General features: G+C 72.7%; 27 protein-coding genes. 14 read left to right on the forward strand and 13 right to left on the reverse strand.

What is annotated here, in order from left to right; all coding sequences use genetic code 11:
• Nucleotides 1–35: 35 nt before the first annotated feature.
• The 3 genes from AB0B72_RS27450 to AB0B72_RS27460 all read right to left on the reverse strand — a co-directional run bounded on the left by AB0B72_RS27450 (nt 36) and on the right by AB0B72_RS27460 (nt 3,487).
• A complete protein-coding gene (locus tag AB0B72_RS27450) occupies nt 36–1,778 on the reverse strand; it encodes a proline--tRNA ligase (protein WP_367741890.1) in 1,743 nt (580 codons plus the stop codon).
• Between the two features lie 150 nt (nt 1,779–1,928).
• Nucleotides 1,929–2,552: a hypothetical protein gene (locus AB0B72_RS27455; protein WP_367741892.1), complete on the reverse strand. Its 624-nt coding sequence runs from the start codon at nt 2,550–2,552 to the stop codon at nt 1,929–1,931.
• Between the two features lie 269 nt (nt 2,553–2,821).
• Complete coding sequence (locus AB0B72_RS27460) at nt 2,822–3,487, reverse strand: hypothetical protein (RefSeq protein ID WP_367741893.1); 666 nt, start codon at nt 3,485–3,487, stop codon at nt 2,822–2,824.
• A 218-nt stretch (nt 3,488–3,705) separates the two neighbouring features.
• Between AB0B72_RS27460 and AB0B72_RS27465 the strand changes: the two genes are divergently transcribed.
• Nucleotides 3,706–5,043: an FAD-dependent oxidoreductase gene (locus AB0B72_RS27465; protein ID WP_367741895.1), complete on the forward strand. Its 1,338-nt coding sequence runs from the start codon at nt 3,706–3,708 to the stop codon at nt 5,041–5,043.
• A 51-nt stretch (nt 5,044–5,094) separates the two neighbouring features.
• On the opposite strand, the gene AB0B72_RS27470 is transcribed toward AB0B72_RS27465, so the two are convergent.
• Complete coding sequence (locus AB0B72_RS27470; RefSeq protein ID WP_367741896.1) at nt 5,095–5,739, reverse strand: NYN domain-containing protein; 645 nt, start codon at nt 5,737–5,739, stop codon at nt 5,095–5,097.
• 193 nt (nt 5,740–5,932) lie between these two features.
• Between AB0B72_RS27470 and AB0B72_RS27475 the strand changes: the two genes are divergently transcribed.
• A complete protein-coding gene (locus AB0B72_RS27475; protein WP_367741897.1) occupies nt 5,933–7,111 on the forward strand; it encodes an aldolase in 1,179 nt (392 codons plus the stop codon).
• 32 nt (nt 7,112–7,143) lie between these two features.
• Here AB0B72_RS27475 and AB0B72_RS27480 read toward each other — a convergent pair whose 3' ends face one another.
• From AB0B72_RS27480 to AB0B72_RS27490, 3 genes are all read right to left on the reverse strand, one after another.
• Nucleotides 7,144–7,824: a copper homeostasis protein CutC gene (locus AB0B72_RS27480; RefSeq protein WP_367741899.1), complete on the reverse strand. Its 681-nt coding sequence runs from the start codon at nt 7,822–7,824 to the stop codon at nt 7,144–7,146.
• A 51-nt stretch (nt 7,825–7,875) separates the two neighbouring features.
• Entirely contained in the window at nt 7,876–8,541 is a 666-nt protein-coding gene (locus tag AB0B72_RS27485) for a GNAT family N-acetyltransferase (protein WP_367741900.1), read from the reverse strand.
• Nucleotides 8,542–8,868: 327 nt separating this feature from the next.
• Entirely contained in the window at nt 8,869–9,621 is a 753-nt protein-coding gene (locus AB0B72_RS27490; RefSeq protein WP_367741902.1) for a GntR family transcriptional regulator, read from the reverse strand.
• A 136-nt stretch (nt 9,622–9,757) separates the two neighbouring features.
• Here AB0B72_RS27490 and AB0B72_RS27495 point away from each other — a divergent pair, with 136 nt between their 5' ends.
• The 4 genes from AB0B72_RS27495 (at nt 9,758) to AB0B72_RS27510 (ending at nt 12,392) form a co-directional block, all read left to right on the forward strand.
• Entirely contained in the window at nt 9,758–10,081 is a 324-nt protein-coding gene (locus AB0B72_RS27495; RefSeq protein WP_367741904.1) for a hypothetical protein, read from the forward strand.
• 389 nt (nt 10,082–10,470) lie between these two features.
• Nucleotides 10,471–11,004 (forward strand): flavin reductase family protein, encoded by a 534-nt coding sequence (locus AB0B72_RS27500; protein ID WP_367741906.1) that lies wholly within the window; start codon nt 10,471–10,473, stop codon nt 11,002–11,004.
• Nucleotides 11,005–11,095: 91 nt separating this feature from the next.
• Entirely contained in the window at nt 11,096–11,857 is a 762-nt protein-coding gene (locus tag AB0B72_RS27505) for an SDR family oxidoreductase (protein WP_367741908.1), read from the forward strand.
• 49 nt (nt 11,858–11,906) lie between these two features.
• Nucleotides 11,907–12,392 (forward strand): TIGR00725 family protein, encoded by a 486-nt coding sequence (locus AB0B72_RS27510; RefSeq protein WP_367741909.1) that lies wholly within the window; start codon nt 11,907–11,909, stop codon nt 12,390–12,392.
• A gap of 9 nt (nt 12,393–12,401) precedes the next feature.
• On the opposite strand, the gene AB0B72_RS27515 is transcribed toward AB0B72_RS27510, so the two are convergent.
• From AB0B72_RS27515 to AB0B72_RS27525, 3 genes are all read right to left on the reverse strand, one after another.
• Nucleotides 12,402–13,220, reverse strand: a complete 819-nt coding sequence (locus AB0B72_RS27515) for a RimK family alpha-L-glutamate ligase (RefSeq protein ID WP_367741911.1) — start codon at nt 13,218–13,220, stop codon at nt 12,402–12,404.
• 75 nt (nt 13,221–13,295) lie between these two features.
• Complete coding sequence (locus AB0B72_RS27520; protein WP_367741913.1) at nt 13,296–14,789, reverse strand: glycoside hydrolase family 3 protein; 1,494 nt, start codon at nt 14,787–14,789, stop codon at nt 13,296–13,298.
• A gap of 98 nt (nt 14,790–14,887) precedes the next feature.
• Complete coding sequence (locus tag AB0B72_RS27525) at nt 14,888–16,264, reverse strand: alkaline phosphatase (RefSeq protein ID WP_367741915.1); 1,377 nt, start codon at nt 16,262–16,264, stop codon at nt 14,888–14,890.
• A 73-nt stretch (nt 16,265–16,337) separates the two neighbouring features.
• On the opposite strand from AB0B72_RS27525, the gene AB0B72_RS27530 reads away from it, so the two are divergent.
• Together AB0B72_RS27530 and AB0B72_RS27535 are read left to right on the forward strand one after the other, a co-directional pair.
• On the forward strand, nt 16,338–17,003 hold the full coding sequence (locus tag AB0B72_RS27530) for a TetR/AcrR family transcriptional regulator (protein ID WP_367741918.1): 666 nt from the start codon (nt 16,338–16,340) through the stop codon (nt 17,001–17,003).
• Entirely contained in the window at nt 17,000–17,680 is a 681-nt protein-coding gene (locus AB0B72_RS27535; protein WP_367741919.1) for a DNA alkylation repair protein, read from the forward strand. Before AB0B72_RS27530 ends, AB0B72_RS27535 begins: the two co-directional genes overlap by 4 nt.
• A 7-nt stretch (nt 17,681–17,687) precedes the next feature.
• Here the strand turns inward: AB0B72_RS27535 and AB0B72_RS27540 are convergent, their stop codons facing one another.
• Both AB0B72_RS27540 and AB0B72_RS27545 read right to left on the reverse strand, forming a co-directional pair.
• Nucleotides 17,688–19,085 carry an aldehyde dehydrogenase family protein gene (locus tag AB0B72_RS27540; protein WP_367741920.1) on the reverse strand — a complete coding sequence of 466 codons (1,398 nt, stop codon included), beginning with the start codon at nt 19,083–19,085 and terminating at the stop codon, nt 17,688–17,690.
• Nucleotides 19,082–20,356, reverse strand: a complete 1,275-nt coding sequence (locus tag AB0B72_RS27545) for a glycosyltransferase (RefSeq protein WP_367741922.1) — start codon at nt 20,354–20,356, stop codon at nt 19,082–19,084. The genes AB0B72_RS27540 and AB0B72_RS27545 overlap by 4 nt, the downstream gene beginning before the upstream one ends.
• A 104-nt stretch (nt 20,357–20,460) precedes the next feature.
• On the opposite strand from AB0B72_RS27545, the gene AB0B72_RS27550 reads away from it, so the two are divergent.
• Genes AB0B72_RS27550 through AB0B72_RS27570 form a run of 5 tightly spaced genes read left to right on the forward strand, consistent with a single transcriptional unit; the run spans nt 20,461 to nt 23,820 of the window.
• A complete protein-coding gene (locus AB0B72_RS27550; RefSeq protein WP_367741924.1) occupies nt 20,461–21,072 on the forward strand; it encodes a TetR/AcrR family transcriptional regulator in 612 nt (203 codons plus the stop codon).
• A complete protein-coding gene (locus AB0B72_RS27555; RefSeq protein WP_367741926.1) occupies nt 21,069–22,178 on the forward strand; it encodes a hypothetical protein in 1,110 nt (369 codons plus the stop codon). Before AB0B72_RS27550 ends, AB0B72_RS27555 begins: the two co-directional genes overlap by 4 nt.
• 18 nt (nt 22,179–22,196) lie before the next feature.
• Nucleotides 22,197–22,367, forward strand: coding sequence for a hypothetical protein (locus AB0B72_RS27560; RefSeq protein WP_367741927.1), 171 nt, complete (start codon nt 22,197–22,199; stop codon nt 22,365–22,367).
• 3 nt (nt 22,368–22,370) lie between these two features.
• Entirely contained in the window at nt 22,371–23,165 is a 795-nt protein-coding gene (locus tag AB0B72_RS27565; protein WP_367741962.1) for an SIS domain-containing protein, read from the forward strand.
• 22 nt (nt 23,166–23,187) lie between these two features.
• Complete coding sequence (locus AB0B72_RS27570; RefSeq protein WP_367741929.1) at nt 23,188–23,820, forward strand: MerR family transcriptional regulator; 633 nt, start codon at nt 23,188–23,190, stop codon at nt 23,818–23,820.
• A gap of 30 nt (nt 23,821–23,850) precedes the next feature.
• On the opposite strand, the gene AB0B72_RS27575 is transcribed toward AB0B72_RS27570, so the two are convergent.
• The gene (locus tag AB0B72_RS27575; protein ID WP_367741931.1) at nt 23,851–24,357 is read right to left on the reverse strand and encodes a MarR family winged helix-turn-helix transcriptional regulator; all 507 of its coding nucleotides are present in this window, start codon (nt 24,355–24,357) and stop codon (nt 23,851–23,853) included.
• A 73-nt stretch (nt 24,358–24,430) separates the two neighbouring features.
• On the opposite strand from AB0B72_RS27575, the gene AB0B72_RS27580 reads away from it, so the two are divergent.
• The gene (locus tag AB0B72_RS27580) at nt 24,431–25,750 is read left to right on the forward strand and encodes an amidohydrolase family protein (RefSeq protein WP_367741934.1); all 1,320 of its coding nucleotides are present in this window, start codon (nt 24,431–24,433) and stop codon (nt 25,748–25,750) included.
• Nucleotides 25,751–25,904 lie beyond the last annotated feature (154 nt).

The following is a 25,904-nucleotide window of genomic DNA, read 5'->3' on the forward strand; positions in this document are numbered from 1 at the left end:
CCGCCGTGGCCGTGAGGCCGCGGCGGCCTTCGAGGTCAGGGCCGGCAGGCCGCGAAGACGCGGTCGGCCGCCTCGTCGAGCGGGATCTCCTCCTTGGTCCCCGTCACGCGGTCCCGCAGCTCCACGACGCCCTGGGCCAGGCCCCGCCCGACGATCAGGACGGTCGGCAGGCCGAGCAGCTCGGCGTCCTTGAACTTGACGCCCGGCGAGACGCCGGCGCGGTCGTCGACGAGGACCCGCAGGCCACGCGACTCCAGCGTCTCGGCGAGCCGGCTGGCCACCTCGATCTGGTTGTCCTTGCCGGTTCCGACGATGTGGACGTCGGCAGGCGCGACCTCCCGGGGCCACAGCAGACCCAGCTCGTCGTGCCGCTGCTCGGCCAGCACCGCCACCGCCCGGGACACGCCGACGCCGTACGAGCCCATGGTGATGCGGATCGGCTTGCCGTCGGGGCCGAGCGCGTCGAGCCCGGCGGCGTCGGCGTACTTGCGGCCGAGCTGGAAGATGTGGCCGATCTCGATGCCACGGTCGATCGACAGCGGGTGGGCGCAGCGGGGGCAGGAGTCGCCCGCCCTTACCTCGGCCGCCTCGATCGTGCCGTCGGGGTGGAAGTCGCGGCCGGAGACGACGTTGGCGGCGTGCCTGCCCGGCTCGTTGGCGCCGGTCACCCAGGACGAGCCGGTCACGACGCGGGGGTCGACCAGGTAGCGGATGCCGAGCGACTTCAGCACCTGGGGGCCGATGTAGCCGCGCACCAGGCCGGGATGACGGGCGAAGTCCTCGGCCTCGAAGATCTCGGGCACGCCGGGGGCGAGGGCCGCCTCCAGGCGCTTGAAGTCGACCTCGCGGTCGCCGGGCAGGCCGATGATCAGCGTCTCGGCCTCGTCCGAGCCGGGCGTGCGCACTTTCACCACGATGTTCTTGAGCGTGTCGGCGGCGCTCACGCCGAGGCCGTAATGCTCGTTGACGTGGTCGACCAGCGACTGGATCGTGGGCGTGTCCGGCGTGTCGAGGACCTCGACGGGCGGGTGCTCCACCGTGATCGCGGCCGGCGCGGGCGTCACGACGGCCTCGGCGTTGGCGGCGTAGCCGCAGTTGTGGCAGGCGACGAACGTGTCCTCACCGGTCGCGCAGGGCGCGAGGAACTCCTCCGAGGCGGAGCCGCCCATGGCCCCGGACATGGCGAAGCAGATCCGGTAGTCGATGCCGAGCCGGTCGAAGATCCGGATGTAGGCGTCCCGGTGCTGCTCGTAGGAGCGCTTGAGACCGTCGTCGTCGAGGTCGAAGGAGTAGGAGTCCTTCATGACGAACTCGCGGCCGCGCAGGATGCCGGCCCGGGGACGGGCCTCGTCGCGGTACTTCGTCTGGATCTGGTAGAGGGTCACCGGGTAGTCCTTGTAGGAGGAGTACTCCCCCTTGACCATGTCGGTGAACATCTCCTCGTGGGTCGGCCCGAGCAGGTAGTCGGCGCCCTTGCGGTCCTTGAGGCGGAAGAGCGTGTCGCCGTACTCGGTCCAGCGGCCGGTCGTCTCGTAGAAGTCGCGGGGCAGCAGGGCGGGGAACAGCACCTCCTGGGCGCCGATCCGGTCCATCTCCTCACGCACGACGCGGGCCACGTTCTCCAGCACGATCTTGCCGAGGGGCAGCCAGGAGTAGATGCCGGGCGCGACGCGGCGGACGTACCCGGCGCGGACGAGCAGCTTGTGGCTCGGCACTTCCGCGTCCGCCGGATCCTCACGCAGGGTGCGCAGGAACAGGGTCGACATACGCAGTAGCACGGCTACTCCTTGCTCGTGATGGTCGCGCGCGGTGTCTCCTCGGAGACGGCGTGGACACGGGACGACGATGTGACCCCCAGGCTATCGACTCCGGGCCGCCCGCCGCCCTCCCTTATGGCCGCGCCGCTGTGGCGAGCCCCGGGCCGCGGCTCAGGAACGGCCGGCCAAGCTGTGGGCGGCGGTGACGGCGCCCGCCGTGCACGACTCCCCCAGGTCGGCCGCCGCCCTGCGGCGCAGCATGGCGACGCAGAGCAGGCCGAAGCCGAAGGCGGCGGCCGAGCCCCACGGCCAGGCCGGCGGCACGTAGCCCGCGGTCCACGGCCCCGTGTCGTCCAGCACGCCGGCCGCGAGCACCATGGCGAGCACGGCGGCCGCCGCGTCTCCGCGCGGGCTCACGTGCCGCGCGATCTGGGCCAGCACGCCGGCGAGCACCAGGAGGAGCAGCATCCGGTCGCTTCCCGGGACGTCCAGGAGGGACTGCCCGCGGGCTGTCACCGTGACGAGACGACCGCACGCCAGGCCGGCGACGGTCAGGCCGGTGTTGACGGCGGCCCAGCCGACCCCGAGCGACACGCGGCCGACGACCAGCATCACGACGAGAAGGAGCGGCCCCGCGAGCGGAGCCATGGGCCCGGCGGTGGGGGCGGGGGCGACGGCGCCGAGCAGGATGCCCGTGATCAGGCACAGCAGCAGCTGCCGCTGGATCAGGCGCTCCCTCCGGTCCAGACACTCGAAGTCGACCGGGGAGGGGTCAAAGGTATCGAGGGATTTCACATTCAAACCGCGGCCATCTGTATATGGATCACATTGACGACTACAACCAGTGTATATGTATGTCAAATAGCCCATATTCGGCAGCCGTATCCGGCAAAGGCCGCGCCAAGGCGGAGGGGTCTCCACCTCGGCGCGGCCTCTGACGTCGGCTTACGGTCCGAACGGCGCCCTGTTCTCCAATAGCGCGGTTTTCCAGTGGGGCCGTTCTCCAGTGGCGCGCCCCGCGCGGCGGAGCCGGGCGGGGAACGGCCCGGTGAACGACCCGGCGCTCATCCGCCGAGCAACTCCTCCCAGTGCTGCCGGGAGGCGCCCCGGCCGGAGGCCCCCCGATCGCGGCCGCCCGCCGCGCCTCCCGCCGTGCCGTCCAGCGCGGCGGACAGGCGCCACAGCCCCGGGCGGTCGCGCAGCCGTTCCATGCCCGAGGGGTCGATCGCCCGCAGCACGATGCTCACGCCCATCACTTCCAGCGACGCGCTCGACGCGGTCGCGGGGCCGTCCGGGGCGCCGAGCGGCCCGGCGGGCTCCCCCATCCGCTCGGCCAGGAGCGTGGCGACCTCCGACGCGTACGGGCCTTCGCGCCACTCCAGGTGCCAGGACTGGTCGTTCCCCTGCCACCAGGCGAGGTCGCGGCAGGCCTCGAGCACCTCCGCCTCGCCGGACATGGCGGCCATCACCCGGCCCAGCGCCTCGTAGCACCGCGCGTGCGGCGTGCGGGCGCCGCCGGGCGCGCCGCCATGGGCCTCTTCACGCGGCCCGCCGTACGGCCTCCCGTGGCCCGGCGGACCATTGACGGCGCGTAGGCCTTCACCCACCTCAGCTGTGAAAACGGCGCCCGGTGGCGCGCCGGGCCGATCTTCTCCGGTGCCGTGCCCGGGACCACGCTCCATGCCGAGCGCGGCGCCGGGCTCGTCCCGCCCCCCGCGGAATGCCCTCATGTCTGGGAGGGTCCCACCGCGGCGCCGTCTCGTCTTCGGGTTTCCCCGTCTTTTAGCACCAGAGGCCACGGGCATCACTTTGATCGCGCCGGGGCGATCCACGCAAGCCTTGATCCATTCGATCGGCATGTCCCGTCTTCCCCGCTGACAGCACGGGGCCCGATGATGAACAATCGGTTTCAAGGACGCCGCCGCTTGGTGGGGACAAGGTGGACAGGGTGACATTGCGCGTGGCGATCGTCGGGTCGGGCCCAGCCGGGATCTACACGGCTGAAGCGCTGACCAAGCAGTCGGAGGGGCCGGTCGAGGTCGACGTGCTTGAGCGGCTGCCCACCCCGTACGGCCTCGTCCGGTACGGCGTGGCGCCCGACCACACGTCGATCAAGTCGATCGCCGGCTACCTCCAGCGCGTCCTGGAGACCCCGGGCGTGCGCTTCCTCGGCGGGCTCGAACTGGGCTCGGACGTCTCGGCCGGCGATCTGCTCTCCTGCTACGACGCGGTGGTCTACTGCACCGGGGCGATGGTCGACCGGCGGCTCGGCGTCCCCGGGGAGGACCTGCCGGGAAGCGTCGCCGCGACCGACTTCGTCAACTGGTACTGCGGGCATCCGGACGTCCCGCCGGAGACGTTCTCGCTGGACGCCGAGGAGATCGTGGTCATCGGCGTCGGCAACGTCGCCGTGGACGTCGTGCGCATCATGGCGAAGACGGCCGACGAGCTGCGCGGCACCGACGTGCCGGAGGAGGTGCTGGAGCGGCTCGCGGCCTCACGGGTCAAGCGCATCCACATGGTGGGGCGCCGGGGGGCCGAGCACGCCAAGTTCACCCTGAAGGAGCTGCGTGAGCTGGGCGACCTGCTGAACGCTGACGTCCTGACGTTTCCCGACGAGGTCGAGGTGGGGGACCTGACGGCGCTCTCGCGGCAGGTCAGGGGCAACGTCGACGTGCTGCGGTCGTGGTCGTCCCGGCCGCCGGCCGACCGGCCGCGGCGGCTGGAGGTGCGCTTCTGGCTGCGCCCGGTGGAGATCCTCGGGGTCTCCCACGTGGAGGGCGTGCGGCTGGAGCGGACCCGCCTGGAGGACGGGCGCGTCACGGGAACCGGCGAGTTCGAGACGATCCCGGCCGACATGGTCATGCGGTCGGTGGGCTACCAGAGCGTCGCGCTCCCCGGCGTGCCGTTCGACAGCGCCTCGATGACCGTGCCCAACGTGGCGGGGAAGGTGTCGGACCGGCAGTTCGTCGCGGGCTGGCTCAAGCGCGGCCCCACGGGGGTGATCGGCACCAACAAGTCCGACGCCGCCGAGACCGTGCGTACGCTGCTGGCCGAGGCCGTTCCCGGCACGGCGACGGCACGGCTCGACGACCTGCTGAACGCCCGGGGCGTCTGCGCGGTGACGTACAAGGACTGGCTGTCCATCGAGGCGGCCGAGGCGGAGCTGGCGGCCGGCCTCAAGCGGGGGGAGCGGGTCAAGCTCGTCGGCCGGGACGCGATGCTGACGGCCTGCGGCCGCGTCGCCAGGCGGGCATCCGAAGCGCCGGAGGCGCCGTCGTCCTGACCCGGAGGCGCGGCGGCCTGGACGGCCTCGTGGCCGTGACGGGAGGGCGGCTCAGCTCCAGTGAGCGGGCCGGTGGTAGACGGCGCCGTCCCGGCCGGGCACCAGGGCGGGCAGCTGCGACTGCCGGATGAGCGCCTCGCCGAGGGGGAACCAGGCGTCGCTCGCCCGGCGCAGCCCGTCCGAACGCCTGCCCGGGGGGAACACGGTGACCAGCCGCGTCTTGACACCCGTCCGGGCGTCCACCATCCGGACGGCCTCCATCGCCGCGCACAGGTCGGAGTCCGCGGAGACCAGCAGCACCACGTCGACCAGACCAAGCGCGACGTCGGCGACGATCGACGCCGCCAGCGCCGCGTCGGACTGCTTCTCCTCGTACGTGCGCCACGACTGGCCGCACCTGCGGCAGCGGGCCCACTGCTCCTGGAATCGCCCGAGCACGACGTCCACCCCCCGGCTCTGCAGAGCCGCCTGATACGTCTGCTGGCGGGCGAGCGCGCGCGGCTCACCCCGGACGGGTGCGGTGAAGTAACGGACCACGGTGAGCGCCTGCGCCGGCTTGAGCAGCCGGTCCGCCAGGGCATGGAGATCCAGCCACAGGTAGCGCCGTCCCCCGAGGAAGCGGAGCCCGTAGTAGAGGTTGAACCCGTCCACATACACGCCGACGCGCACGGATGCGGCAATGGGGTTGTCGCGCATCGGCATCACGTCCTAACATGGAGTCACCGCGCCAGGGGCTACGTCCTCTGGCTCTACGGCCCCCGCAAGGGGGCCGTTTCTTTTTCGTTCACCTGTTCGATGAACAGGATAGCCAACGCTCCGCGCTCCCGTGGCCACGATCGGTAATCATCCGTTTTGTCGCGAGTGGACGGCCGGTGCGAGGATCGTCGGCATGGAGACGACGCTGACGGGCCTGGACGGCCTCCTGGACGGATTCGCCGAGACGCACCGCGAGCAGCTCACCCGCTTCCCCGCCGCGGCGGCACCGTGGCAGCCGGTGCACACCGTCTACGTTCCGGCAGACAAGGTGACCGCCGAGGTGGTCTCCGAATGGCGGCACGCGGCCACCGGGCTGCTGAACCGCCTCTGCTTCACACCGGGCGACCTCGCCGCCGTGTTCGAGCTCGACCCCGAGCTCGCCCTGCCCGTCCACGACCGGGTGCGCCGCAAGCTCGCCGCCGAGCCCATCGAGGACCTGCGCGTCGACTTCGAGGACGGGTACGGCGTGCGCCCGTCCGAAGAGGAGGACCGGCACGTCGAGAGCGCGGCGGCGGCCGTGGCGGCGATGCACGAGGCGAGCGCGCTCCCCCGGCGGTGGGGGCTGCGGGTCAAGTCGTTCGCCGACGGCGACCCGCGGCGCTCCGTGCGGACGCTCGACGGCTTCGTCACCGAGGTGATCCGGCGCGCGGGAGGGCTGCCCGGCGGGTTCACCGTGACGTTTCCCAAGGTGCTGATGGAGGCCTATCTGGGGCAGTTCACGCGCTGCCTGGAGGCGCTGGAGGCGTCCTCACGCCTGGCGCCGGGGACGCTGCGGTTCGAGATGCAGGTGGAGGCCCCGCAGACCGTGCTGATGCTCCAGCGGTCGGCGGACCTGGTGCCGTCGCTCGGGGGGCGACTGGCGGCGGCGCACCTCGGGGTGTTCGACTACACCGCGTCCCTCGGGCTGCCGCCTGGCGAGCAGCGGCTCGACCATCCCGCCTGCGATCACGCCCGCCATGTCATGCAGACCGCGCTCGCCGGGACCGGCGTGGAGCTGTCGGACGGCTCGCTGGCCGCCGCTCCGGCGTCGGACTCGCCCGCCGACGTGCGGCGGCTGCTGCGGAGGCACGCCGAACTGGTGCGGCATTCGATGTCCAACGGCTTCTACCAGGGCTGGGACATGCACCCGTCCCACCTGGTCAGCCGGTTCACCACCGTCTACGCCTTCCACCTCGCCCGTTACGAGGACCACGTCGAGCGGGTCCGCGCGTGGGAGGAGCGGCGGGACGCGGCCGGAGGCGTCCTTGACGAGCCGGCCACGATCAGGACGCTGGCCGCCGCCATCGCCCGCACCGACCAGGCCCTCGCCTGACGGGGCACGGGCCCGCTTGGCGCCGGGCGGCCTCAGATCTGGTCGACGGCCTGACGCCAGTCGTTGACCAGCGCCGGGTCGACCGGGTCGCTCCACCTTCCCCGTACGGCGCTGCCGACGTGGAAGGCCCGCACGCCGTAGTCGAGCAGCACGGGCACGTGCTCCTTCCTGAGGCCGCCCCCCGCGAGCACGAGGGGGGCGTCCCCGGCCTCCGCCCGTGTGCGCAACACACCCAGGCCTGCGCCCACTCCCTGCGACGAGCCGGACGTGAGCACGGTGGCGAGGTTGGGCAGGAGCCGTACGGCACGCCAGGCCGCCTGCACGTTCGCGGCGTGGTCCACGGCGCGGTGGAACGTCCAGGGCAGCGGCGAGACCGCGTGGATCAGCGCGTCGGTCGCGGCCCGGTCCACCGACCCGTCCTCCAGGAGGAACCCGAAGACGAACCCGGCCGCCCCCGCCTCGGACAGCTCCTTGACGTCGCGCCGGAGCCGGTCGAGCTCCTCCGCCGTCACGGTGAAACCGGCGTTGCACCGCAGCATGACCATCTGGGGCAGCGCGGACTCCCCCGCGATCGCGGCGACGAGGTCCGCCGAGGGGGTGAGCCCGCCCGAGCCCATATCGGACACGATCTCCAGGCGGTCCGCGCCCCCCTCCTCGGCGGCCACGGCGTCACGAACGTCAAGCGCGATCACTTCAAGGAGAGATCCCGTCATGAAGTGAACAGTATCGGGTCCCTTTGCGGTGCCGTACGGCATCCGCCCTGTTCAGCACTCGATCAACTCCTTGTGGGTGGTGATGTCAAGAACGTTCCGCGGCCGGCGGGTGCGGACAGGGTGCGGGGCGGCCGCTCCGGACCGCTCCAGGAGCCGCCCTCCGGCGTGCTGCGGATCCGGCGCACCGTAGGAGGCCGGCCGCTCGAAGAGCGCCCCGGAGGCCCGGTGCGGCAGGTCGACGGTCCGGACGTGCCGGAAGCCGGCCCCGCTGTAGTAGGACTGCAGCCGGGCGTTGTCCTTGGAGCAGTCGAGACGCAGCCAGCGCCGGCCCTGGGCGCCGGCCCGCAGCCCGGCCCAGTCGAGCAGCGTCTCGCCCAGCCCCTGTCCCGAGTAGCCCCTGCTCACCGCGAGCTTGTGGACGTACAGCGCGTCGCCGGGGCGGTCGGACGGGCGCCAGAACTCCGGGTCGGCATGGCCGTCGACGGCGACCGTGGCGGCGGGCGGCCGCCCGGCGCCGCCGAGCAGGTAAACGACACCCTCGGCGATCAGCGGCTCGATGCGGTGCGCCGGAAAACCCCCCGCCGGCCACTGCCGTACCCCCAGGGCGTCCAGCCAGTGCGCGGCCTCCGCGAGGAGGGCGAGCACGGCGGGCAGGTCCTCCGGCGTGGCGCGGCGGAGCGTGAGTTCTGTGGCGAGATCCAGGGTGGTCGCAGGCATGGAAGAGTCCTTTCGATGCTGAGGGCGTTGGAGTGAACACGAAGAGTGACGGCATGACGCCGTATCGTGGCGCGCCGGGCCGCTACGGCCGGGCCTGAGAGGCGTCAGGGGGCCCGGGCGCGGCGCGGGGATCGATCAGGCCGGGCGCATGCGGCGGCCACGGCGGGGCGATCAGAGTTGGCGCCTTGATCGCGGGCACGGTGATCACGGGGGCGGTGATCCCGCCGGGCATGCGGATCGCAGCGGGCAGGGGAAGGGGAACCGCCCCTCCGAACAGAGGTGGCCGGCCGGGGACGCCCCCTCAGACGAGGGAGCGTCCTGGCCGCGTCAATGACGTTCCAGCTCGTATCGGATCAGGTGCTTGTCGGCGGGGAGCACCGACACGGCGACACGCACGGGCGTGTCCTCCGCGTCGTAACCGACTCGGACATAAACGACAACTGGCGTGCCCGGTTCGAGCTGGAGCCGCAAGGACTCATCCGAGGTCGGCATTCGTGCTGAGATGTCGTCGACAACCCTGACTTGGACGTGCCCGAGCTCCTCCAGCACGCGGTTGGCGCCGCGCGTGATGTCTCCCGGCCTGGCGATCTCGGAGCCCGCGACGAACTCCAGCGGGAAGTACGAGTCGAAGGTGTTGTACGGCTGGCCGTCCACGAACCGCAGCCGGCGGCGGACGACGGCGGGGGCGCCGTCGGCGAGGGCGAGGCGGATGGCCACGTCCTCGGGAGGCTCCACGATGGAGACCTCGATCCTCTGATCAGCCGTGCGGCCCTCCGCGGTGACCGCGTGAACGAACGAGTCGAAGCGCGGCTCGCTCTGGTCCAGGGGGAGGAACTCGTCCTGGGGGCGCATCAGGAAGGGGCGGCGCTCGCGTACGAAGGTCCCGCGCCGGCGCATCCGCAGGATGAGGCCCTCGTTCTCCAGCTCGCCGAGGGCCAGCCGTACAGTGTTACGACTGACGCCGTGCGCCTCCATGAGGTCGGTCTCGGTCGGGATCTGGTCGCCCGGCGCGAGTTCGCCCGTGTAGATGGCCCTGCGAACCTCGGCGGCCACCTGCTGGTAGAGCGACGAACGTGCCATCTTCCTCAATCCACCCTTTTGTTCCAACAAATCTAGAGGATCTCGGTCTAACGGGAAACAACCCCTTGACCGGAGCCCCCGGCTCCGCGCATTATCCAAACGTTGGTACAAATCCATCCAATGGGGGTGGGGACGGGTGCTAGCAGTCCGTGCGGGTACGCCGTACCTGCCGTGGCGCGATCCCTGCGAGGCGACGCGCCTGCTGCGCTACGCCCTGCACAAGCAGGGGTTCACCCACACCTATCAGAGCAACGGGAACGGCATGTCTGTGCTGTCGGTATCTACCGATCTCACCGTCTGGTGCAAGAACGGGTCGTTCGTCTGGCACGAGGGCGATCTCGTGATCACCCATCCGGCCGACGACCCGGACGGCGCGACACGTCTCATCATGCGGCACTACCGCACGCCGGAGCGGCCGTCCGACGAGGACGCAGGCTCCCCGCAGACTCCGCGCGGTTAACGAGGTCTCGACCCCAACCCTCGCCGGGGTCGAGATCTCTCGCCGGGGCGCGACGCGTCCTGGCGGGTCCCCCACGCCCGCCAGGACGCGTTGTCGTTACACCTGCCGCCCCCGCCGGGCACGGCCCCCCGCCGCCTCCGCTTCGCCCTTCCGCGCCTCCGCCCCCGGCTCGCGCTTCCGCGTATCCGGCCGGCATCACCGGACGCCGCGCTCCCGGCCCCTCGGCGGCCACCGCCCTCTGTCCAGATTGCGAAGAAACTTACTGTTAACAGCTTTGGGGAATGTGCGTACCGAGGGGCGCATTGACACTTACTTGGGAGGTCTTCTGCCGTCCGGGTAGATTCATGGCGGCAGCAGCGGCACACCGCGACTGAGGAGGCCCGTGCAGGATGAGCGTCCCCGTGTCGCGGAGGGTCGGCCATGACGGCGCCCGTTCGATCCCGGCAGTGCACTCCCACCACTTCAGGAACGTGCTCGGCAGGTTCGCCACCGGCGTGGTGGCGGTGACGGCGATCGACCCGGCCGACGGGGAGCCCTACGGCCTGGCGGTCAACTCCTTCACCTCGGTCAGCCTCGACCCGCCGCTGGTGGCGTTCTGCGTCTCCCACGACAGCACGACGTGGCCGCGCCTCAAGGCGGCGGGCGGCCTGTGCGTCAACGTGCTCGCCGACCATCAGCAGCGGGCGTGCGCGCAGCTCGCGGCCCGAGGGGGCGACAAGTTCGCCGGGCTGTCATGGTCGCTGTCCCCGGGCGGCGGCCCGGTGCTCGACGGGGCGCTCGCCTGGATCGACTGCACCGTGGAGAACGAGCACGTCGCGGGCGACCACGTGATCGTCGTGGCCCGCGTCCACCGGCTCGACAAGCATCACGACGGCGGCCCGCTCGTGTTCTTCCGCGGCGCGTACGGCGGCTTCCAGCCCTGACCGCCGCCCCCGGCCCCGGTCCGCTCCCGTCCCTCCTTTCCCCCGGTCGTCCCGGCATACGCGGACACCGACCGGTCGGTATGCTGCCCGCATGACTCTGTTCTCTGTGGAAGGCAAGACGGTCGTCGTGACGGGCGGCTCCCGCGGGATCGGCAAGATGATCGCGCGGGGCTTCCTCGACGCGGGCGCCACCGTCTACATCTCCTCGCGGAAGAAGGACGAGCTGGAGGCCACGGCCGCCGAGCTCGGCTGCCCTGCCGTCCAGGCCGACCTGTCCACGGCCGCGGGCGTGGAGGCCCTGGTGGAGGCGGTCTCCGCCACGGAGACCCGGCTCGACGTGCTCGTCAACAACGCGGGCGCGAGCTGGGGCGCGCCTCTGGAGGAGTATCCGGAGCACGCCTTCGACAAGCTCTGGGACATCAACGTGAAGGGCGTCTTCTTCCTGACGCGGCGCTTCCTCCCGCTGCTGCGCGCGGCCGCCTCGCCCGGCGACCCGGCCCGCGTGATCAACATCGGCTCGATCGACGGGCTCCGCGTGCCGTTCATGGAGAACTACGCCTACTCCGCCGCGAAGGCGGGCGTGCACATGCTGACCCGGCACCTCGCCCACCAGCTCGCCCCGGAGTCCATCACGGTCAACGCCATCGCGCCGGGCCCGTTCGAGTCGAAGATGATGGCTTTCGCGCTGGACGATCCGGGCATGCGCGGCGCGATCGAGAGCAGCGTCCCGCTCCGCCGGATCGGCAGGCCCGACGACATGGCGGGCGCGGCCATCTTCCTCGCCTCCCGGGCCGGCTCCTACCTCACCGGCGCGGTCATCCCCGTCGACGGCGGGATCAGCACGCACGGCTGAGCCCGCCGTTTAGAGGGGCCGTTCAGACGGGCCGTTTAGACTTCCGCGCATGGCGCAGGTCGCGGTGTGCGGGCCGGGTGAGTGCACTCCCGAGGAGGCCGGGGCCGCCGAGGCGGTGGGCCGCCTCCTGGCCGAGGCCGGCGCGGTCGTGCTGTGCGGCGGCTACGGCGGGGTGATGGGCGCCGCCGCGGCGGGCGCCCGGGAGGCCGGCGGCATCGTGGTCGGGCTGTTGCCGGGCCGCGACCGCGCGGGAGCGAGCCCGGACCTCACCGTGGCCCTCCCGACGGGCCTTGGCGAGGCGCGCAACGCGCTGATCGTGCGGGCCGCCGACGCGGTGATCGTCGTGGGCGGGTCCTGGGGCACGCTGTCGGAGCTGGCCCTGGCCCGGCGGACCGGCACCCCGGTGATCACGCTCGGGGGCTGGCGGGTGGTCGACGCGGCGGGCCGTCCCGTCCCCGGGCCCGTCCCCGCCGGCGGGCCCGCCGACGCCGTGCGGCTGGCCCTGACGGCCGAGGCGGGTGCCGAGGCGGGCTAGGCCGCGTCCTCAGAGCAGGCCGGCGAGCGCCTGGGCGAACATGTCGGGGGCGGCCAGCTCGTAGCGGAGGAACAGGTACGGCTCGGCCAGCTCCAGCTCCATGAGCACCGGCTCCCCGTCGGGCATCCGGACCACATCGACCCGGGCGTAGAGCAGGGGCTCCTTGACCGTGGCGAGGACGCGCTCGGCGAGGGCGAACTGGTCGTCGTCCGGGTCGCGCAGCGTCGCCCGGTTGTCCACGTCGATGGCGACCCCGGTGAGCATCGGATGCCGCCGCACGGCGTGGCTGAACTCTCCGCCGAAGTACATCAGCGAGAGCTCCCCCTCCCGCTCCACGGCCTCGATGTAGGGCTGGACCATGACGGCGTGGCCCTCGCCGGCCAGCTTGGCGACGTGACCGGCGGCGGCCTGCCTGTCGGCGGTCCGCACGACGCCCCTGGCGGAGGCCGAGACCGTGGGCTTGACGACGTACTCGTCCCAGTCCGGCAGCTCGCCTCCCGGCTCCGCCCAGTGAGTGGGCACGATCGGCACGCCGAGCTCGCGCAGGTAGGTCTTGTCCGTGTTCCACTCCAGCACGGACGCCGGGTTGAACAGCCGGGTGGCGGCCTGCGCGCGGCGCGTCCAGGCGAGGAACTCGTCCCTGCGGTCCACGTAGTTCCACGCCGAGCGGACCACCGCGGCGTCGAACGACGCCCAGTCCGCCTCCGGGTCGTCCCACGCCACGGGTGAGCCCTCGATCCCGGCGCCCAGCCAGGCGGCGAGCGCCACCTCGCGCTCGTCGTCGTTCCTGGCGACGGGGTGGGCGGTTGTGACGTACGCGACCTTCATGGAGCTCCCCCTCGAGTTTCAGCGACCAATCGTAGGGACGGCCCGAAGGCGCCGGTCCCCCGCCCCCCGCGGGGCTCAGGCGGGGACGATCCCGGCGAGCACCTCGGCCGCCGCCTGCCCGCAGACCCGGGCGGCGCCGTGCGTGGCGATGTGCACCGCGCCCAGGTCGGTACGGCCCGGCAGGCCCATCTCCACGACGACGCCGTCCGGCCGGGCGGCGAGCATCCGCTCCAGGGCGCGCATCTGCCACGGATGGCGGTGGGCGTCCCTCACCACGATCACGAGGGGCCGGCCGCCGGCCTGGTGGAGGGCGGCGCCGGGCAGGCCGTCGACGGCGTCCCGCTCGCCCAGCCGGACGACCGTGGTGCCCGGCAGCAGCGCGCGCAGCGGCTCGCCCGCCCCCCAGGGCATGCCCTTGTCGATGGCGAGGTTGGTCTCCGGGGTCAGCTCGACCACATGAGGGGCGGCCGGGAGCGGGAGGACGCCGCCCGTGCCGTCGCGGTGGGTGATCCGCACGGCCCGGCGGGCGGCGGCGAGGCCGATCGCCCCCGGCGGCGCGGTGTCGTGGCCGCCCGGCTCCCACGCGGTGACCGCCCGCACGCGGGCCGCGGCGTCCGCCAGGCGTTCCTCGGGCAGCCGTCCTTGGGTGACGGCGTCGGCGACGGCCTCGCGGATGAGGTCGACGGTCGCCTCGTCGGCGTTCTCGCCGCCCACGCAGACGGCGTCCGCGCCGGCGGCGACGGCCCGGGCGCTCGCGCCGCCGATGCCGTACGGGCCGGAGACGGCGGCCATCTCGATGGCGTCGGTGACGATCATTCCCTGGAAGCCGAGCTCCTCCCTGAGCAGGCCCGTGAGGACGCGCGGGCTGAGCGTGGCCGGCAGCTCCCGGTCGTACGCGGTGACGAGGAGGTGGCCCGTCATGATCGACCGTACGCCCTCCCGGATGGCCGCCCGGAAGGGCGGCAGCTCGACCTCGGCCAGCTCCTCCCGTGTGACCGTCACCCTCGGCACGCCGTGATGGGAGTCCACCGTGGTGTCGCCGTGCCCGGGGAAGTGCTTGGCGCAGGCGGCCACGCCGGTCGACTGCAGGCCGCGGATCCACGCGGCGGTGTGCCGGGCGGCCAGCAGGGGGTCGGCCCCGAACGACCTGAGGCCGATCACCGGGTTGCCGGGGTTGGAGTTGACGTCCGCGGCGGGGGCGAAGTCGAGGTTGACCCCGGCCGCCCGCAGGTCGCGGCCGATGTCGCGGGCCACCTGCTCGGTCAGCCCCTCGTCGTCCACCACGCCGAGGGCGTAGTTGCCCGGCCGGGAGCTGCCGGTGCGCGCTTCGAGCCGGGTGACGTCCCCGGCCTCCTCGTCGATGCCGATCAGGATGCCGGGACTGTCGGCGCGCAGCTCGGCGGTGAGGGCGGCCAGCTCGGCGGGGGTGCCGACGTTGCGGGAGAACAGCACCACGCCGGCCATCCCGCCGGCGAGCCGGCGCCGCACCCAGCCGGGGGCGGAGGTCCCCGCGAAGCCGGGCAGGAGGACGGCGTCGGCGAGACGGAGCAGGTCAGGGCTTCGCTTCACGTGGCGCCCCCGAGGCCGGCACCCGCGACATAGCGCTCAGGCATGTCCGGCAATCTAATAGGAAAGTTTCCTATTTACTAGAGGACACGCCTGGGTTCTCACACGTCGAGCCGGTGCAGCCTGTTGTCCTTCACCTCGAAACCGGCGATCGTCGCGATCGGGGCCCCGGGCCGGTCCACGAAGCTCACCGCCCGGTAGTCGGCCCGCAGGCCGTCCATGCTCGCCGTACAGGAGACGTAGCCGTGCCGGCTGTCGAAGAAGGCGATGTGCGGGTTGATCGCCAGGATGGCGCTCGCGTCGGTGATGGGCGGCATGCTGGTGACCGAGGGGCCCACGAACTCGACGCCGAGCGCCTTCGACGTGGCGTCGGCCCAGTCCGCCCTCAGGTCACTCGCCCACCCGGCGTGCACGTCTCCGCTGATCACGACCAGCCCGTCCGGCGCCGCGGCGAGCACCCGCGCGCGGGAGCCGGGGAAGCCGTCCCACGCGTCGGAGCTCGAGGGCTCCAGCGGGAAGCGCCGCTGGGCGAAGAACACCGCCTGCGCCAGCACCTTCCACCGGGCCGTCGAGCCCGTGAGCCTGGCGGTGAGCCACCGCTCCTGCGCGGCGCCCAGCATGTCGGAGCCCTGCCGGTACTGCCGCGCGTCCGCGAGGAGGAAGTCGGCCACCCGCCCGTACGGCCGCCAGCGGTAGTTCTGCAGGCTCGCCCCGGTGGGACGGATCCGCAACGGCAGGTGCTCGTAGTACGCCTTGAAGGCGGCGGCCCTCCGCTTGAGGAACGCGGCGGAGCCGCTGCCGTCACCGGGGAGCGCGCCGCCCCAGTTGTCCCTGACCTCGTGGTCGTCCGGAATGGCGATCCACGGCGCGGCGGCGTGGGCGGCCTGCAGATCGGCGTCCATGCGGTAGCGGGCGTACCGGTTGCGGTAGGCCCCCAGCGTCTTGCACTCGGCCGTCGACTCCAGCGGGCGCACGTAGCGCCCGGCGCCGGGGTTGGCCGGCTTGCCGTACTCGTAGATGTAGTCGCCGAGGTGGAGGATCACGTCGGGACGCTCGGCGGCGAGGTGGCGCAGGGCGGTGAAGTGGCCGTGCTCGTAGCGCTGGCAGGAGACGAACGCGAACCTGACGGGGTCGGTGGAGGCGGAGGCCGGAGCGGTCCTCGTGCGGCCCACCGGGCTGACGTGGCCCTCCAGCGAGAACCGGTAGAAGTAGTCGGCGCCCGCGCGCAGGCCCGCCACCTTGACGTGGACGCTGTGGGCCCAGTCGGGCTGCGCCTGCGCCGTGCCGGACTGGACCACGCGGGAGAACGCCTCGTCCTCGGCGACCTGCCAGGCGACGCCCACGGCCCGGCCCGGCATGCCCCCGGTCTGCGCCGGATGGAGCGGCTCCGGGGCGAGGCGGGTCCAGAGAATCACCCCGTCGGGTAACGGTTCCCCAGAAGCCACCCCCAACGTGAACGGATAGCCCAATTTCGCCATAGGTTCGATCCTGCCCTAGGGCGGGAGTGACGGCAGGGTGAACAAGCTCTTGCTCGACGGCCATAATGGGTCCGTGAATCAGCGTAAGGACTCCGGCGGCACAGCCGCTCCGGTGAAGGCGAAAAGGGCCGCCGCCACGGGATCGCCGTCGGAGCGGCGGGAGCACCTGGTCAAGCTCGCCGCCGAGCTGTTCGCGCGCAAGGGCTTCCAGGCGACGACGGTGCGGGAGATCGCCCTGGAGGCCGGCATCCTCTCCGGGAGCCTCTACCACCACTTCGACTCCAAGGAGACGATCGTCGACGAGGTGCTCCGCACCTTCCTGGAGGACGTGACGGCCCGCTACCGGGCGGCGCTCGCCAGCGAGGACGACCCGCGCGCGGTGCTGTCGGAGATGGTGCGGATCGGGTTCGGGACGCTGGAGGTGCACCGCGCCGCCATCACCGTGATGCAGAACGACTGGAACTACCTGCGCTCGCTGCCCGGGGACCGCTTCGACTACCTGGTGCGGGCGGAGGACGAGATCGAGCGCATGTGGATGGAGCAGATAAAGCGCGGTCAGGCCGTCGGCCAGTTCCGCGCCGACGTCGACCCCAAGCTGACCTACCGCATGATGCGCGACACGATCTGGGTCACCGTGCGCTGGTTCCGCCCCAACGGGCGGCTCGACACCACGACGATCGCCGACCACTTCGTCAAGGTCGTGTTCGACGGCCTCGCGACGGGGCGCCGGCACTCATGACGCTACTCAAGGCGGTGCGCTTCGCGCTGTCCGAGGCGGCGGACCCCGCCCGCGCCGCGGCGATGCGGGCGTACATGAAGTCGGAGATGCCCTTCCTCGGGGTGACCGCCGTGCCGCGCCGGGCCGCGCTGCGCAAGGTGTTCGCCGAGCATCGCCTGGACAGCGCTCCGGAGTGGCGCAAGGCCGTGCTGGCGCTGTGGCGGGAGGCCGAGTACCGCGAGGAGCGGTACGCCGCGATCGAGCTGTCGGCGCACCGGTTCTACCGGCCCTGGCAGACGCTCTACACGGTCCCGATGTACGAGGAGATGATCGTCACCGGCGCCTGGTGGGACCTGGTGGACGAGATCGCCGTGCACCGGATCGGCACGCTGCTGCGCCTGTACCCCGAGACCATGCGCCCGCTCATGCTGGAGTGGGCGCGCGACTCCGACCTGTGGAAGCGGCGGTCGGCGATCCTCAGCCAGAACGCCTTCAAGGAGAAGACCGACGTCGGGTTGCTCTACGCGTGCATCGAGCCGAGCCTGTCCGACACCGGCTTCTTCGCCCGCAAGGCCATCGGCTGGGCGCTGCGCGAGTACGCCAAGACCAACCCCGACGAGGTGGTCAAGTACGTCAACCACCAGGGCATCTCCGGGCTGAGCCGCCGGGAGGCGCTCAAGAACGTCCCCGGAGCCTGAGGGGTGGTCAGGCCGGGCGGAAGGAGTCACGCTCCCGGGGCGCGGCATGCTTGATCATCAGATGCCGGGTCGCCGAGTACTCCAGGACGGCCTCGTGGCTCATGTCCTTGCCGAAACCGCTGCCCTTGACGCCGCCGTGCGGCGCCTCCGAGGCGATGGGCAGGTGGTCGTTGACCCAGGTCACGCCCACGTCCAGGCGGTGCGACACGCGCAGCGCCCGTGACACGTCCGAGGACCACACCGACGAGGCCAGGCCGTACGGCGTGCCGTTGGCCAGGCGCACCGCCTCGTCCTCCCCCTCGAATGGCAGCGCCACCAGCACCGGGCCGAAGACCTCGCCCTGCACGATCTCGCTCGACTGCTCGGCGTCCGCGATGAGCGTGGGCGCGTAGTAGAAGCCGGGCCCGTCGACCGGCCGGCCGCCGTGCACCACCCGCCCGGACGCCCGGGAGACGAAGCCGTGGACCCGGTCGCGGTGCTCGGCCGAGATGAGCGGCCCGATGTCGGCGCCCGCCGACCAGGGGTCGCCGGGACGCACGCGAGCCAGCGCCTCCCGGAGCGCCTCGACGGCCTCGCCGTACCGGGACCGCTCGACGTAGACGCGGGTGGCGGCGGTGCAGTCCTGCCCGGTGTTGTACGTGGCGCCCATCACGACGCCGGCCGCCATGTCCTCCAGGGCCGCGTCGGCGAAGACCAGCGCGGGGGCCTTGCCGCCCAGCTCCAGATGGACCCGCTTCGGCCCGGCGACCGCGCCCCGCATGACGGCGCGGCCGGTCTCGGTGGAGCCGGTGACGCTGACCATGTCGACCCCGGGATCGGCCACCAGCGCCTCCCCCACGTCGGCGCCGCCGGTCACGACCTGCACCAGGCTCTCGGGCGCACCGGCCCGCGCGACGAGCGCGGCCAGCCGCAGCGTGGTGCGGGGCGTGCGCGGCGCCGGCTTGATCACCACGGCGTTGCCCGCCGCGACGGCCGGCCCGATCTTCCACACCGCCATGACGAACGGGAAGTTCCACGGCGTGATCGACCCGACGACCCCGATCGGCCGCCGGAGCAGCAGGGAGGTGTAACCGGCGCTGAGCACGCCCGCGCCCGTGCCCTCCAGCGACCTCGCGGCCCCGGCGAAGAACCGCAGGTTGTCGGCGGCGAACGGCAGCTCGCCGTCCCTGAAGACCGCGGCGGGCTTGCCGGTCTCCTCGACCTCCAGCCGGGTCAGCTCCTCGGCGTCCTCCTCCACGAGGTCGGCCAGGCGCAGCAGCACGCGGGCCCGCTCCCCCGGCGTCGTCTCCCGCCACTGCTCGAAGGCCTCACGCGCGGCCCGTACGGCGGAGGCCACCGAGGCCACCGGCGTGTCCGGCATCTCGGCGAGGGCCCGCCCGTCGGCGGGGTTGATCAATGTCGTCACGGCGCCGCGATCTTCTCGATGACGTCGGCGGCCAGGCGCAGGCCGTCGCGGCGGCGGATCTCCTCGCCCGCCTCCTCAAGCCGGGCGCGCAGCCCACGGTCGCCGAGCAGCCGGTCGAGGGCCCCGGTGAGCTCGTCGTCGGTGAACCGGTAGGTGTCGAGGCGGACGCCGACGCCGGTCTCGTGGATCCGCTGGGCGTTGTCGTACTGGTCCCAGAACAGCGGCAGCGCGATCATCGGCTTGCCGAAGTGCAGCGCCTCGGTCGTGGTGTTGTTGCCGCCGTGGGTGATGACGAGGTCGACCAGCGGGATGATCTTCGTCTGGGGGACGAACTCCGCGCCCCACATGTTGGGGGCGAGCTCGATCTCCTCGTGGAGCGGCCCCTTGCTGACGATGAAGCGGTGCGGCGTCCGGGCGAGCACGGAGATCACCCGGCGCATCAGGTCCACGTCGGCCGAGCCGAGCGAGCCCAGCGAGAAGTAGACCAGCGCCCCCTCCCCCGGGATGTCGGGGAGGGTGAACTCCTCGTCGGTCTCGCGTACCGAGGAGTCGAGCCGCGTCCAGGAGGCGCCCAGCGGGCGGTCCGCGGTGTAGTCGACGATCTCGGGATACACGTACAGGTTGGCGTCTCCCTCGTGGATGAACTCCAGGTCGGGCAGCGCGGGAGCGCCCTGCTCGGTCACCCACGCGTTGAAGGCGCTCCACACCTCGCGGTGCGTCCGGTCGTACTCCGCGCGGAACTCGGCCCAGCCGGCCCCGTCGGCGGCCAGCCCGGAGAACGGCGGCGCGACGCCCGGGCCCTTCACCTCCAGCGGGTTGCACGACACGATCCGCACGAACGGGACCCCGGCCGTCACCAGAGCGGGGAACGCGATGACGTTGTCCTCCACGATCACGTCGGGCCCGACCCGCTCGATGATCGACCTGAGCTGGGGCTCGCAGTGCCTGGCGCCGTCGATCAGCGCCTCCCAGATGGGCTTGGTCACCGTCTCCAGCTGCTCAAGCGTGCTCTTGCGGTATTCCGGCGCCGTGTCGCGGATGAAGTCCTTCCAGAACTGCCCGGGGTCCTGCTCCTCCTCGGCGGGCGGCGCCAGGTCGACCAGCTCCTCCTCGAAGCCCAGCGCCTCCAGCTTCCCCTTCCAGGACGCCTCCGCGGCGAACACCACGCGGTGGCCCCGGCGGCGCAGGACGTCCCCGATGCCGACGCAGTTGTTGGTCGGCCCATAGGCGCTCTCCGGCATGAACAGGATCGTCAGCGGTTTGTCCGGCATCGGGGGCTCCTCGGAAACTAGTTGAATCGCGATTCAAATGCTTGACTGGCGAACCCGTCAATAGCTGCGACATCATGAGGCGGCGTGAGATGAAGCGGGGTGCAATGACTCAGCGCAAGAACAGGGCGGCCCGGCGCGCCGACCTCATCGCGGCCGCGCGGCGGGCCATGCTCCAGCACGGGGAGGGCGTCCACCTCAACCAGGTGGCCGAGGAGGCCGGCCTCACCTCCGGCGCGGTGCTCTACCACTACCCGGACCTGCGCGAGCTGCTCATGGAGGCGCACCACGCGGGGATGGAGCGGTTCTACGAGCAGCGGGTCAAGAAGGTCGGCGGCATCGCCGACCCGGCCCGCAAGCTCGTCGTCACCATCCGCTCGGGGCTGCCCGACGGGCCCGACGACCCGGGTGTGCGGCTGCTGTGCGAGCTCGGGGGCGCGGCCGGCCGCAACCGCGTGTACGCCACGCTGCTCACCACGCTGTTCGACCGGCAGGTGGCGATGTACCAGGCGATCCTCGAGACCGGCTCGGCCCAGGGCGTCTTCACGCCCGCGCAGGACTGCGAGACGATCGGCCGCACCCTCGTCGCCCTCGAAGACGCGTACGGCTACCGCATCGTCGCCCGGCACCATTCGATCGACCCCGAGACGGCGGCCGGGCTGATCCTCGACTACGCCCGCCTCGCCACCGGCAACCCGCTCTCACAGGACGCCCCATGAACGACCGGGTGGGCGCAGGCGCGGGTGCCGGGGAGTGGCCCCGCGTGTCCTGCGCACCGGACGGCGCGCTCGCGGTGAAGGCCGGGGAGGGCGTCACCTCCGCCGTCGTGCGCGCTCTCGCCGAGGGGGCCGCCCCTCCGCCGCCGTTCTCGGTGCGCTCCTGGGCGCCGCTGCCCGCCGTGCCTCCCGGGGAGCGGGCCATCACGGCAGACCAGACCAACCACTCGGTCATCGCCGGCGAGACGGTGGTGGTGAAGTGGTTCCCCCGGCCGTCGCGTGCGCCGCATCCGGCCCCCGCCCTGCTCTCCCATCTCGCCGCTTTCCCCCGCACAGCCAGGCCGTACGCCGCGATCTTCTGGGAGGACGCGCTCGTCGCTCTGGTGACGGCGTACCTGCCGGGCGCGCGCGACGGCTGGGAGTGGTGCGTGGACGAGGCGGTCGCCGGCCGCACGGCGTTCGCCGGCGAGATCGGCCGCCTCGCCGCGGAGCTCCACCTCGCGATGGCGGCGCCGTCCGCCGGCTTCCCCGATCCCGTACGGCTGTCGCCCCCCGGCGCCTGGGCGGCGCGGGCCGGCGAGGCGCTGCGGGAGGCGCTGGAGCTGACCGGCGGCGAGGACGGCCGATGGCTCGCCGGGCACGAGGAGGACCTGCGGCGGGAGCTCGCGCCGCTCGCCTCTTCCGCGCCCACGCCGTTGATCCGCGTGCACGGCGACCTGCATGTCGGCCAGATCCTGCGGTGGACGGGCGGCTACGCCGTGGTCGACTTCGACGGCAACCCCACGGTCGCCGAGGCGGACGCCTTCCAGCCGGCGGCCCGCGACCTGGCGCAGCTCGCCACCAGCCTCGATCACGTGGGACGGATCGCGGTGCGGAGGCGGTCGGCCGACCCCGCCGCCATGGCCGCGTGGGCGGGGGCCGCCCGGGCCGCGCTGGACGGCGCCTACGCGGACGCGCTGTCCCGGGCGGGCCGGCCGGAGCTGCTCGACCGGTCGCTGCTGCGGCCGTTCGAGGTCGAGCAGGAGTGCCGCGAGCTGATCTACGCGGCGCGGCACCTGCCGCGCTGGCGGTACGCCCCGATGGGCGTGCTGCGGTCTTGGTACGACTGACCTGAACGAGGGGTGGACGTGGACGCCGAGCTGTTCCTGGCGGATCTCGAGGCCAAGCCGGAGGCGCTGGAGGGGCTCGCCCTGCTGCTGGAGCGGGGCGACCCGTTCGAGGGGCTGCCGGACGGCTTCGAGCGGATCGTCTTCCTCGGCATGGGCAGCTCGCGGTACGCGGCGGGCGTGGCGGCCTAGCGGCTGCGGGCGGCCGGGGTCGACGCGGTCGCCGAATACGCCTCGGCCGCGTACGGCACGCCGCCCGGCCCCGGCACGGTCGCGGTGGCCATCTCGGCCTCGGGCGGCAGCCGGGAGACGCTCGACGCGCTGGCCCGTCACAGGGGCAGGTCGTTCGTCGTGGCGCTGACCAACCGGCCCGAGTCGCCGGTCGCCGAAGGGGCCGACCTCGTCGTGCCGATGGCGGCGGGCGAGGAGCGCGGCGGCGTGGCGTGCCGCACCTTCCAGCACACCCTCGCCCTGCTCCTCACCCTCGGGGCCCCCGGCGGCGCGGCACCCGATGGCGTCGCGGCCCTTGTGCGACGGGCGGCGGAGGCGAGCGCCGACCTGCTCGACCGGCGCGGCGAGTGGCTGGCGGAGACGGCCGGCCTGCTCGACGGGCCCGACGGCGTGTACGCGATCGCTCCCGTGGAGCGGCTGTCGTCGGCCGAGCAGTCGGCGCTGATGTTCCGCGAGGGGCCGCGCCGCCAGGCGGACGCCTGCGAGACGGGCGACTGGGCCCACGTGGACGTGTACCTGACGAAGACCCGCGACTACCGCGCGCTGCTGTTCCCCGGGTCGCGCTACGACGACCAGGCCATGGAATGGATCAGGCGGCGCGGCTCGACCCTCGTGACGGTCGGCGGCGAGGCCGAGGGCCAGGCCGGGGCGATCCGGTACCGGCACGACGACGACCCGGGCGTCGCACTGCTCACCGAGACGCTGGTGGCCGAGCTCGTCGCCGCGACCCTGTGGGCGCGCCGACACCTGGATAGCTGAGCTATCCAGTAACATCGCCCGTATGCGGATCTCCGAGCTCAGCGCCGAATCCGGGGTCTCCATCCCCACGATCAAGTACTACCTGCGCGAGGGCCTGCTCCCACAGGGCCAGCAGACCTCGGCGACCCGGGCGGAGTACGGCCCGGCGCACCTGCGCCGTCTGCGCCTCATCCGGGCGCTGCTTGAGGTCGGGCGGCTGCCGGTGGCCTCGATCCGGAAGGTCATCGAGGCCGTCGAGGACGAGGACCGGGGCGTGCACGAGATGCTCGGGACCGCCCACTACGCCATCGGCGCACAGGTGGAGCCGCAACCCGGCGACGAGGACTGGCGCGAGGCCCGGGAGACGGTCGACGAGCTGCTGGCCGAGCTCGGCTGGCAGGTGACCCCGTTCGCGCCCACCCGCGACGAGCTCGCCCAGACGCTGGTCACGCTCAAGCGCCTGGGCATGGCCGCCGAGCGTTCCGACCTCCTGCCGTACGCCACGGCCGCGATGCGGCTCGCCACCGAGCACGAGATGAGCAAGATCCCGTTCGACGGGCCCAGGGAGGTCGCCGTCGAGACGCTGGTCGTCTGCACGGTGCTCTACGGCAGGGTGCTCGACGTCTTCCGCCGGCTCGCCGAGGAGTCGGAGTCCGCCCGGATCCTCGGCGCCTGAGGGCCATCGCACCGGCGCAGGGCCCGCGGGTCAGTCCTCGGCCCGGTCCCCGAGCGCGAGCAGGGTCTCGCGCAGCAGGTCGGCGAGGGCCCGCGCGGCCGGCTCCGAGACGCCCGCGAACAGGGCACGGTGGGCCTCCGTCGTCGCCAGCGACATCTCCTCGCACCTCGCCACGCCGAGCGGGGTGAGCCGGACCCAGGAGCTGCGCCCGTCGGCGGGGTCGGGCTCCCGCTCGACGAGCCCGGCTCCCGTGAGCCGCTGGAGGATGTTGCTCGTCCCCCCGCTGGTCAGCATCGCCCGGGAGGCCAGCGCACTGGGCTTGAGCCGGTAGGGGGCGCCGGACCGCCGCAGAGTGGTCAGCACGTCGAACTCGGCGTACGTCAGGCCGCGCCGGCCGAGGACGGCCTGGGTGGTCTCCTCGATCCGGCCCTTCAACCGGCCCACCCGCTTGACGATCTCAAGCTGGACGGTCGCCGCCGCGGGCAGCTCCGCACGCCATCCGTCCATCAGCTCGTCCACGCGGTCCCGGTCACTCATGGCTTGAGCCTAGCTCGCTTCCCTGATAGCTTTTCGAAAAGCTTTTGCTAAAGCTTTCTTGGAAGGAAAACACATGCGTACGTACATCACCGGCGGCACCGTGGTCGACACCGAGCCGGAGCCGCACGCCCTCCCGGGAGCGGTCGTCGTCATCGAGGACGGCGTGATCGTCTCCGTCGGCCCGGACCCCGGCCCGCCCGAGCCCGGGGCAGAGGTCGTCGACGCGACCGGCCGCATCGTCATGCCCGGCCTCGTCGACACTCACCGGCACCTCTGGCAGGCCGTCCTGCGCGGAGTCTGCGCCGACCGGACCCTCGGCGAGTACCTGACGCTGGTCCTCGGGCGGCTCGCCCCCGCGTACGACCCCGGCGACGTGTACGCGGGCGTCCTGTGGGGGGCGCTGGAGGCGCTCGACGCGGGCGTCACCACCGTCTTCGACTGGTCCCACGTCCAGCTCACGCCGGACCACACCGACGCGGAGGTGGCGGCCCTGCGCGAGTCGGGAGTCCGCGCGGTCTTCGCGTACGGCCACCCGGGGACGGACGACGCCGGGCGCGACCCGGGCGCGGTGCGGCGGATGCGGGAGAAGCATTTCCCCGCCGGAGAGCCGGGCCTGGTCACCCCCGCCTTCGCCGCCTGGGGGCCGGTCTTCGGGCCGCCGGAGGCGGCGCGGGAGGACTGGCTGCTGGCCCGGGAGCTGGACCTGCGGATCAGCCTGCACGCCATGGGCGAGGGCCCGGTGGAACGGTTGCACGAGATGGGGCTGCTCGGCCCCGACGTGCTGTTCGTCCACGTCAACGGCGTCCCGGACGACGGGCTGAAGCTCATCGCCGGCACCGGCGGGACGGCGTCGGTGACCCCGGAGGTCGAGTGCCGGATGGGGCACGGCCTGCCCGAGACGGGCCGGCTGCGGGCAGCCGGCGTCGCCACCGGGCTCGGGGCCGACACGGTGACGGTCGTGCCGGGCGACCTGTTCTCCGCCATGCGTGCCGCCCTCGCCGCCGAGAACTCCCGGCCCGGGCGGGGGGACGCACCCCGGCTCACGACGGCGGACGTGCTGCGGATGGCCACGATCGAGGGCGCCGCGGCGATCGGGATGGACGACCGGATCGGCTCGCTGCGGCCGGGTAAGCAGGCCGACATCGTCCTGCTCGACGGGGAGGCGGCCGGTCTGGCGCCGGTGCACGACCCGGTCGCGGCGGTGGTGGGAGCGGGCCCGGCCGCCGTGGACACCGTGTTCGTCGCCGGGCGCGCCGTCAAGCGCGGCGGCCGGCTCCTGGGAACGGGCACAAGTACGGGCACAAGTACGGGCCCAAATACGGGCCCAAATACGGGCACGGGCCGGGCGCGGGAGCTCGCGGCGCGGTCGGCGGAGCGCCTGGCGCGCCTCTGACGCGCGTCCGGCTTCGATGCGGGGGCCGCCCCAGGGGCCCGGCGCGAGTCGGACGCGGGTCGGACGTGGCGGGCGCACGGCCGGATTACATCCCTGAGGTGACATTTTCTTCCGGTGACAACCGCCCTTTCGGGTGAGACCTTGGTTCAGGGCT

Source organism: Microbispora sp. NPDC049125 (genome assembly GCF_040802045.1).
In the GTDB taxonomy this organism is placed as follows: Bacteria; Actinomycetota; Actinomycetes; order Streptosporangiales; family Streptosporangiaceae; genus Microbispora.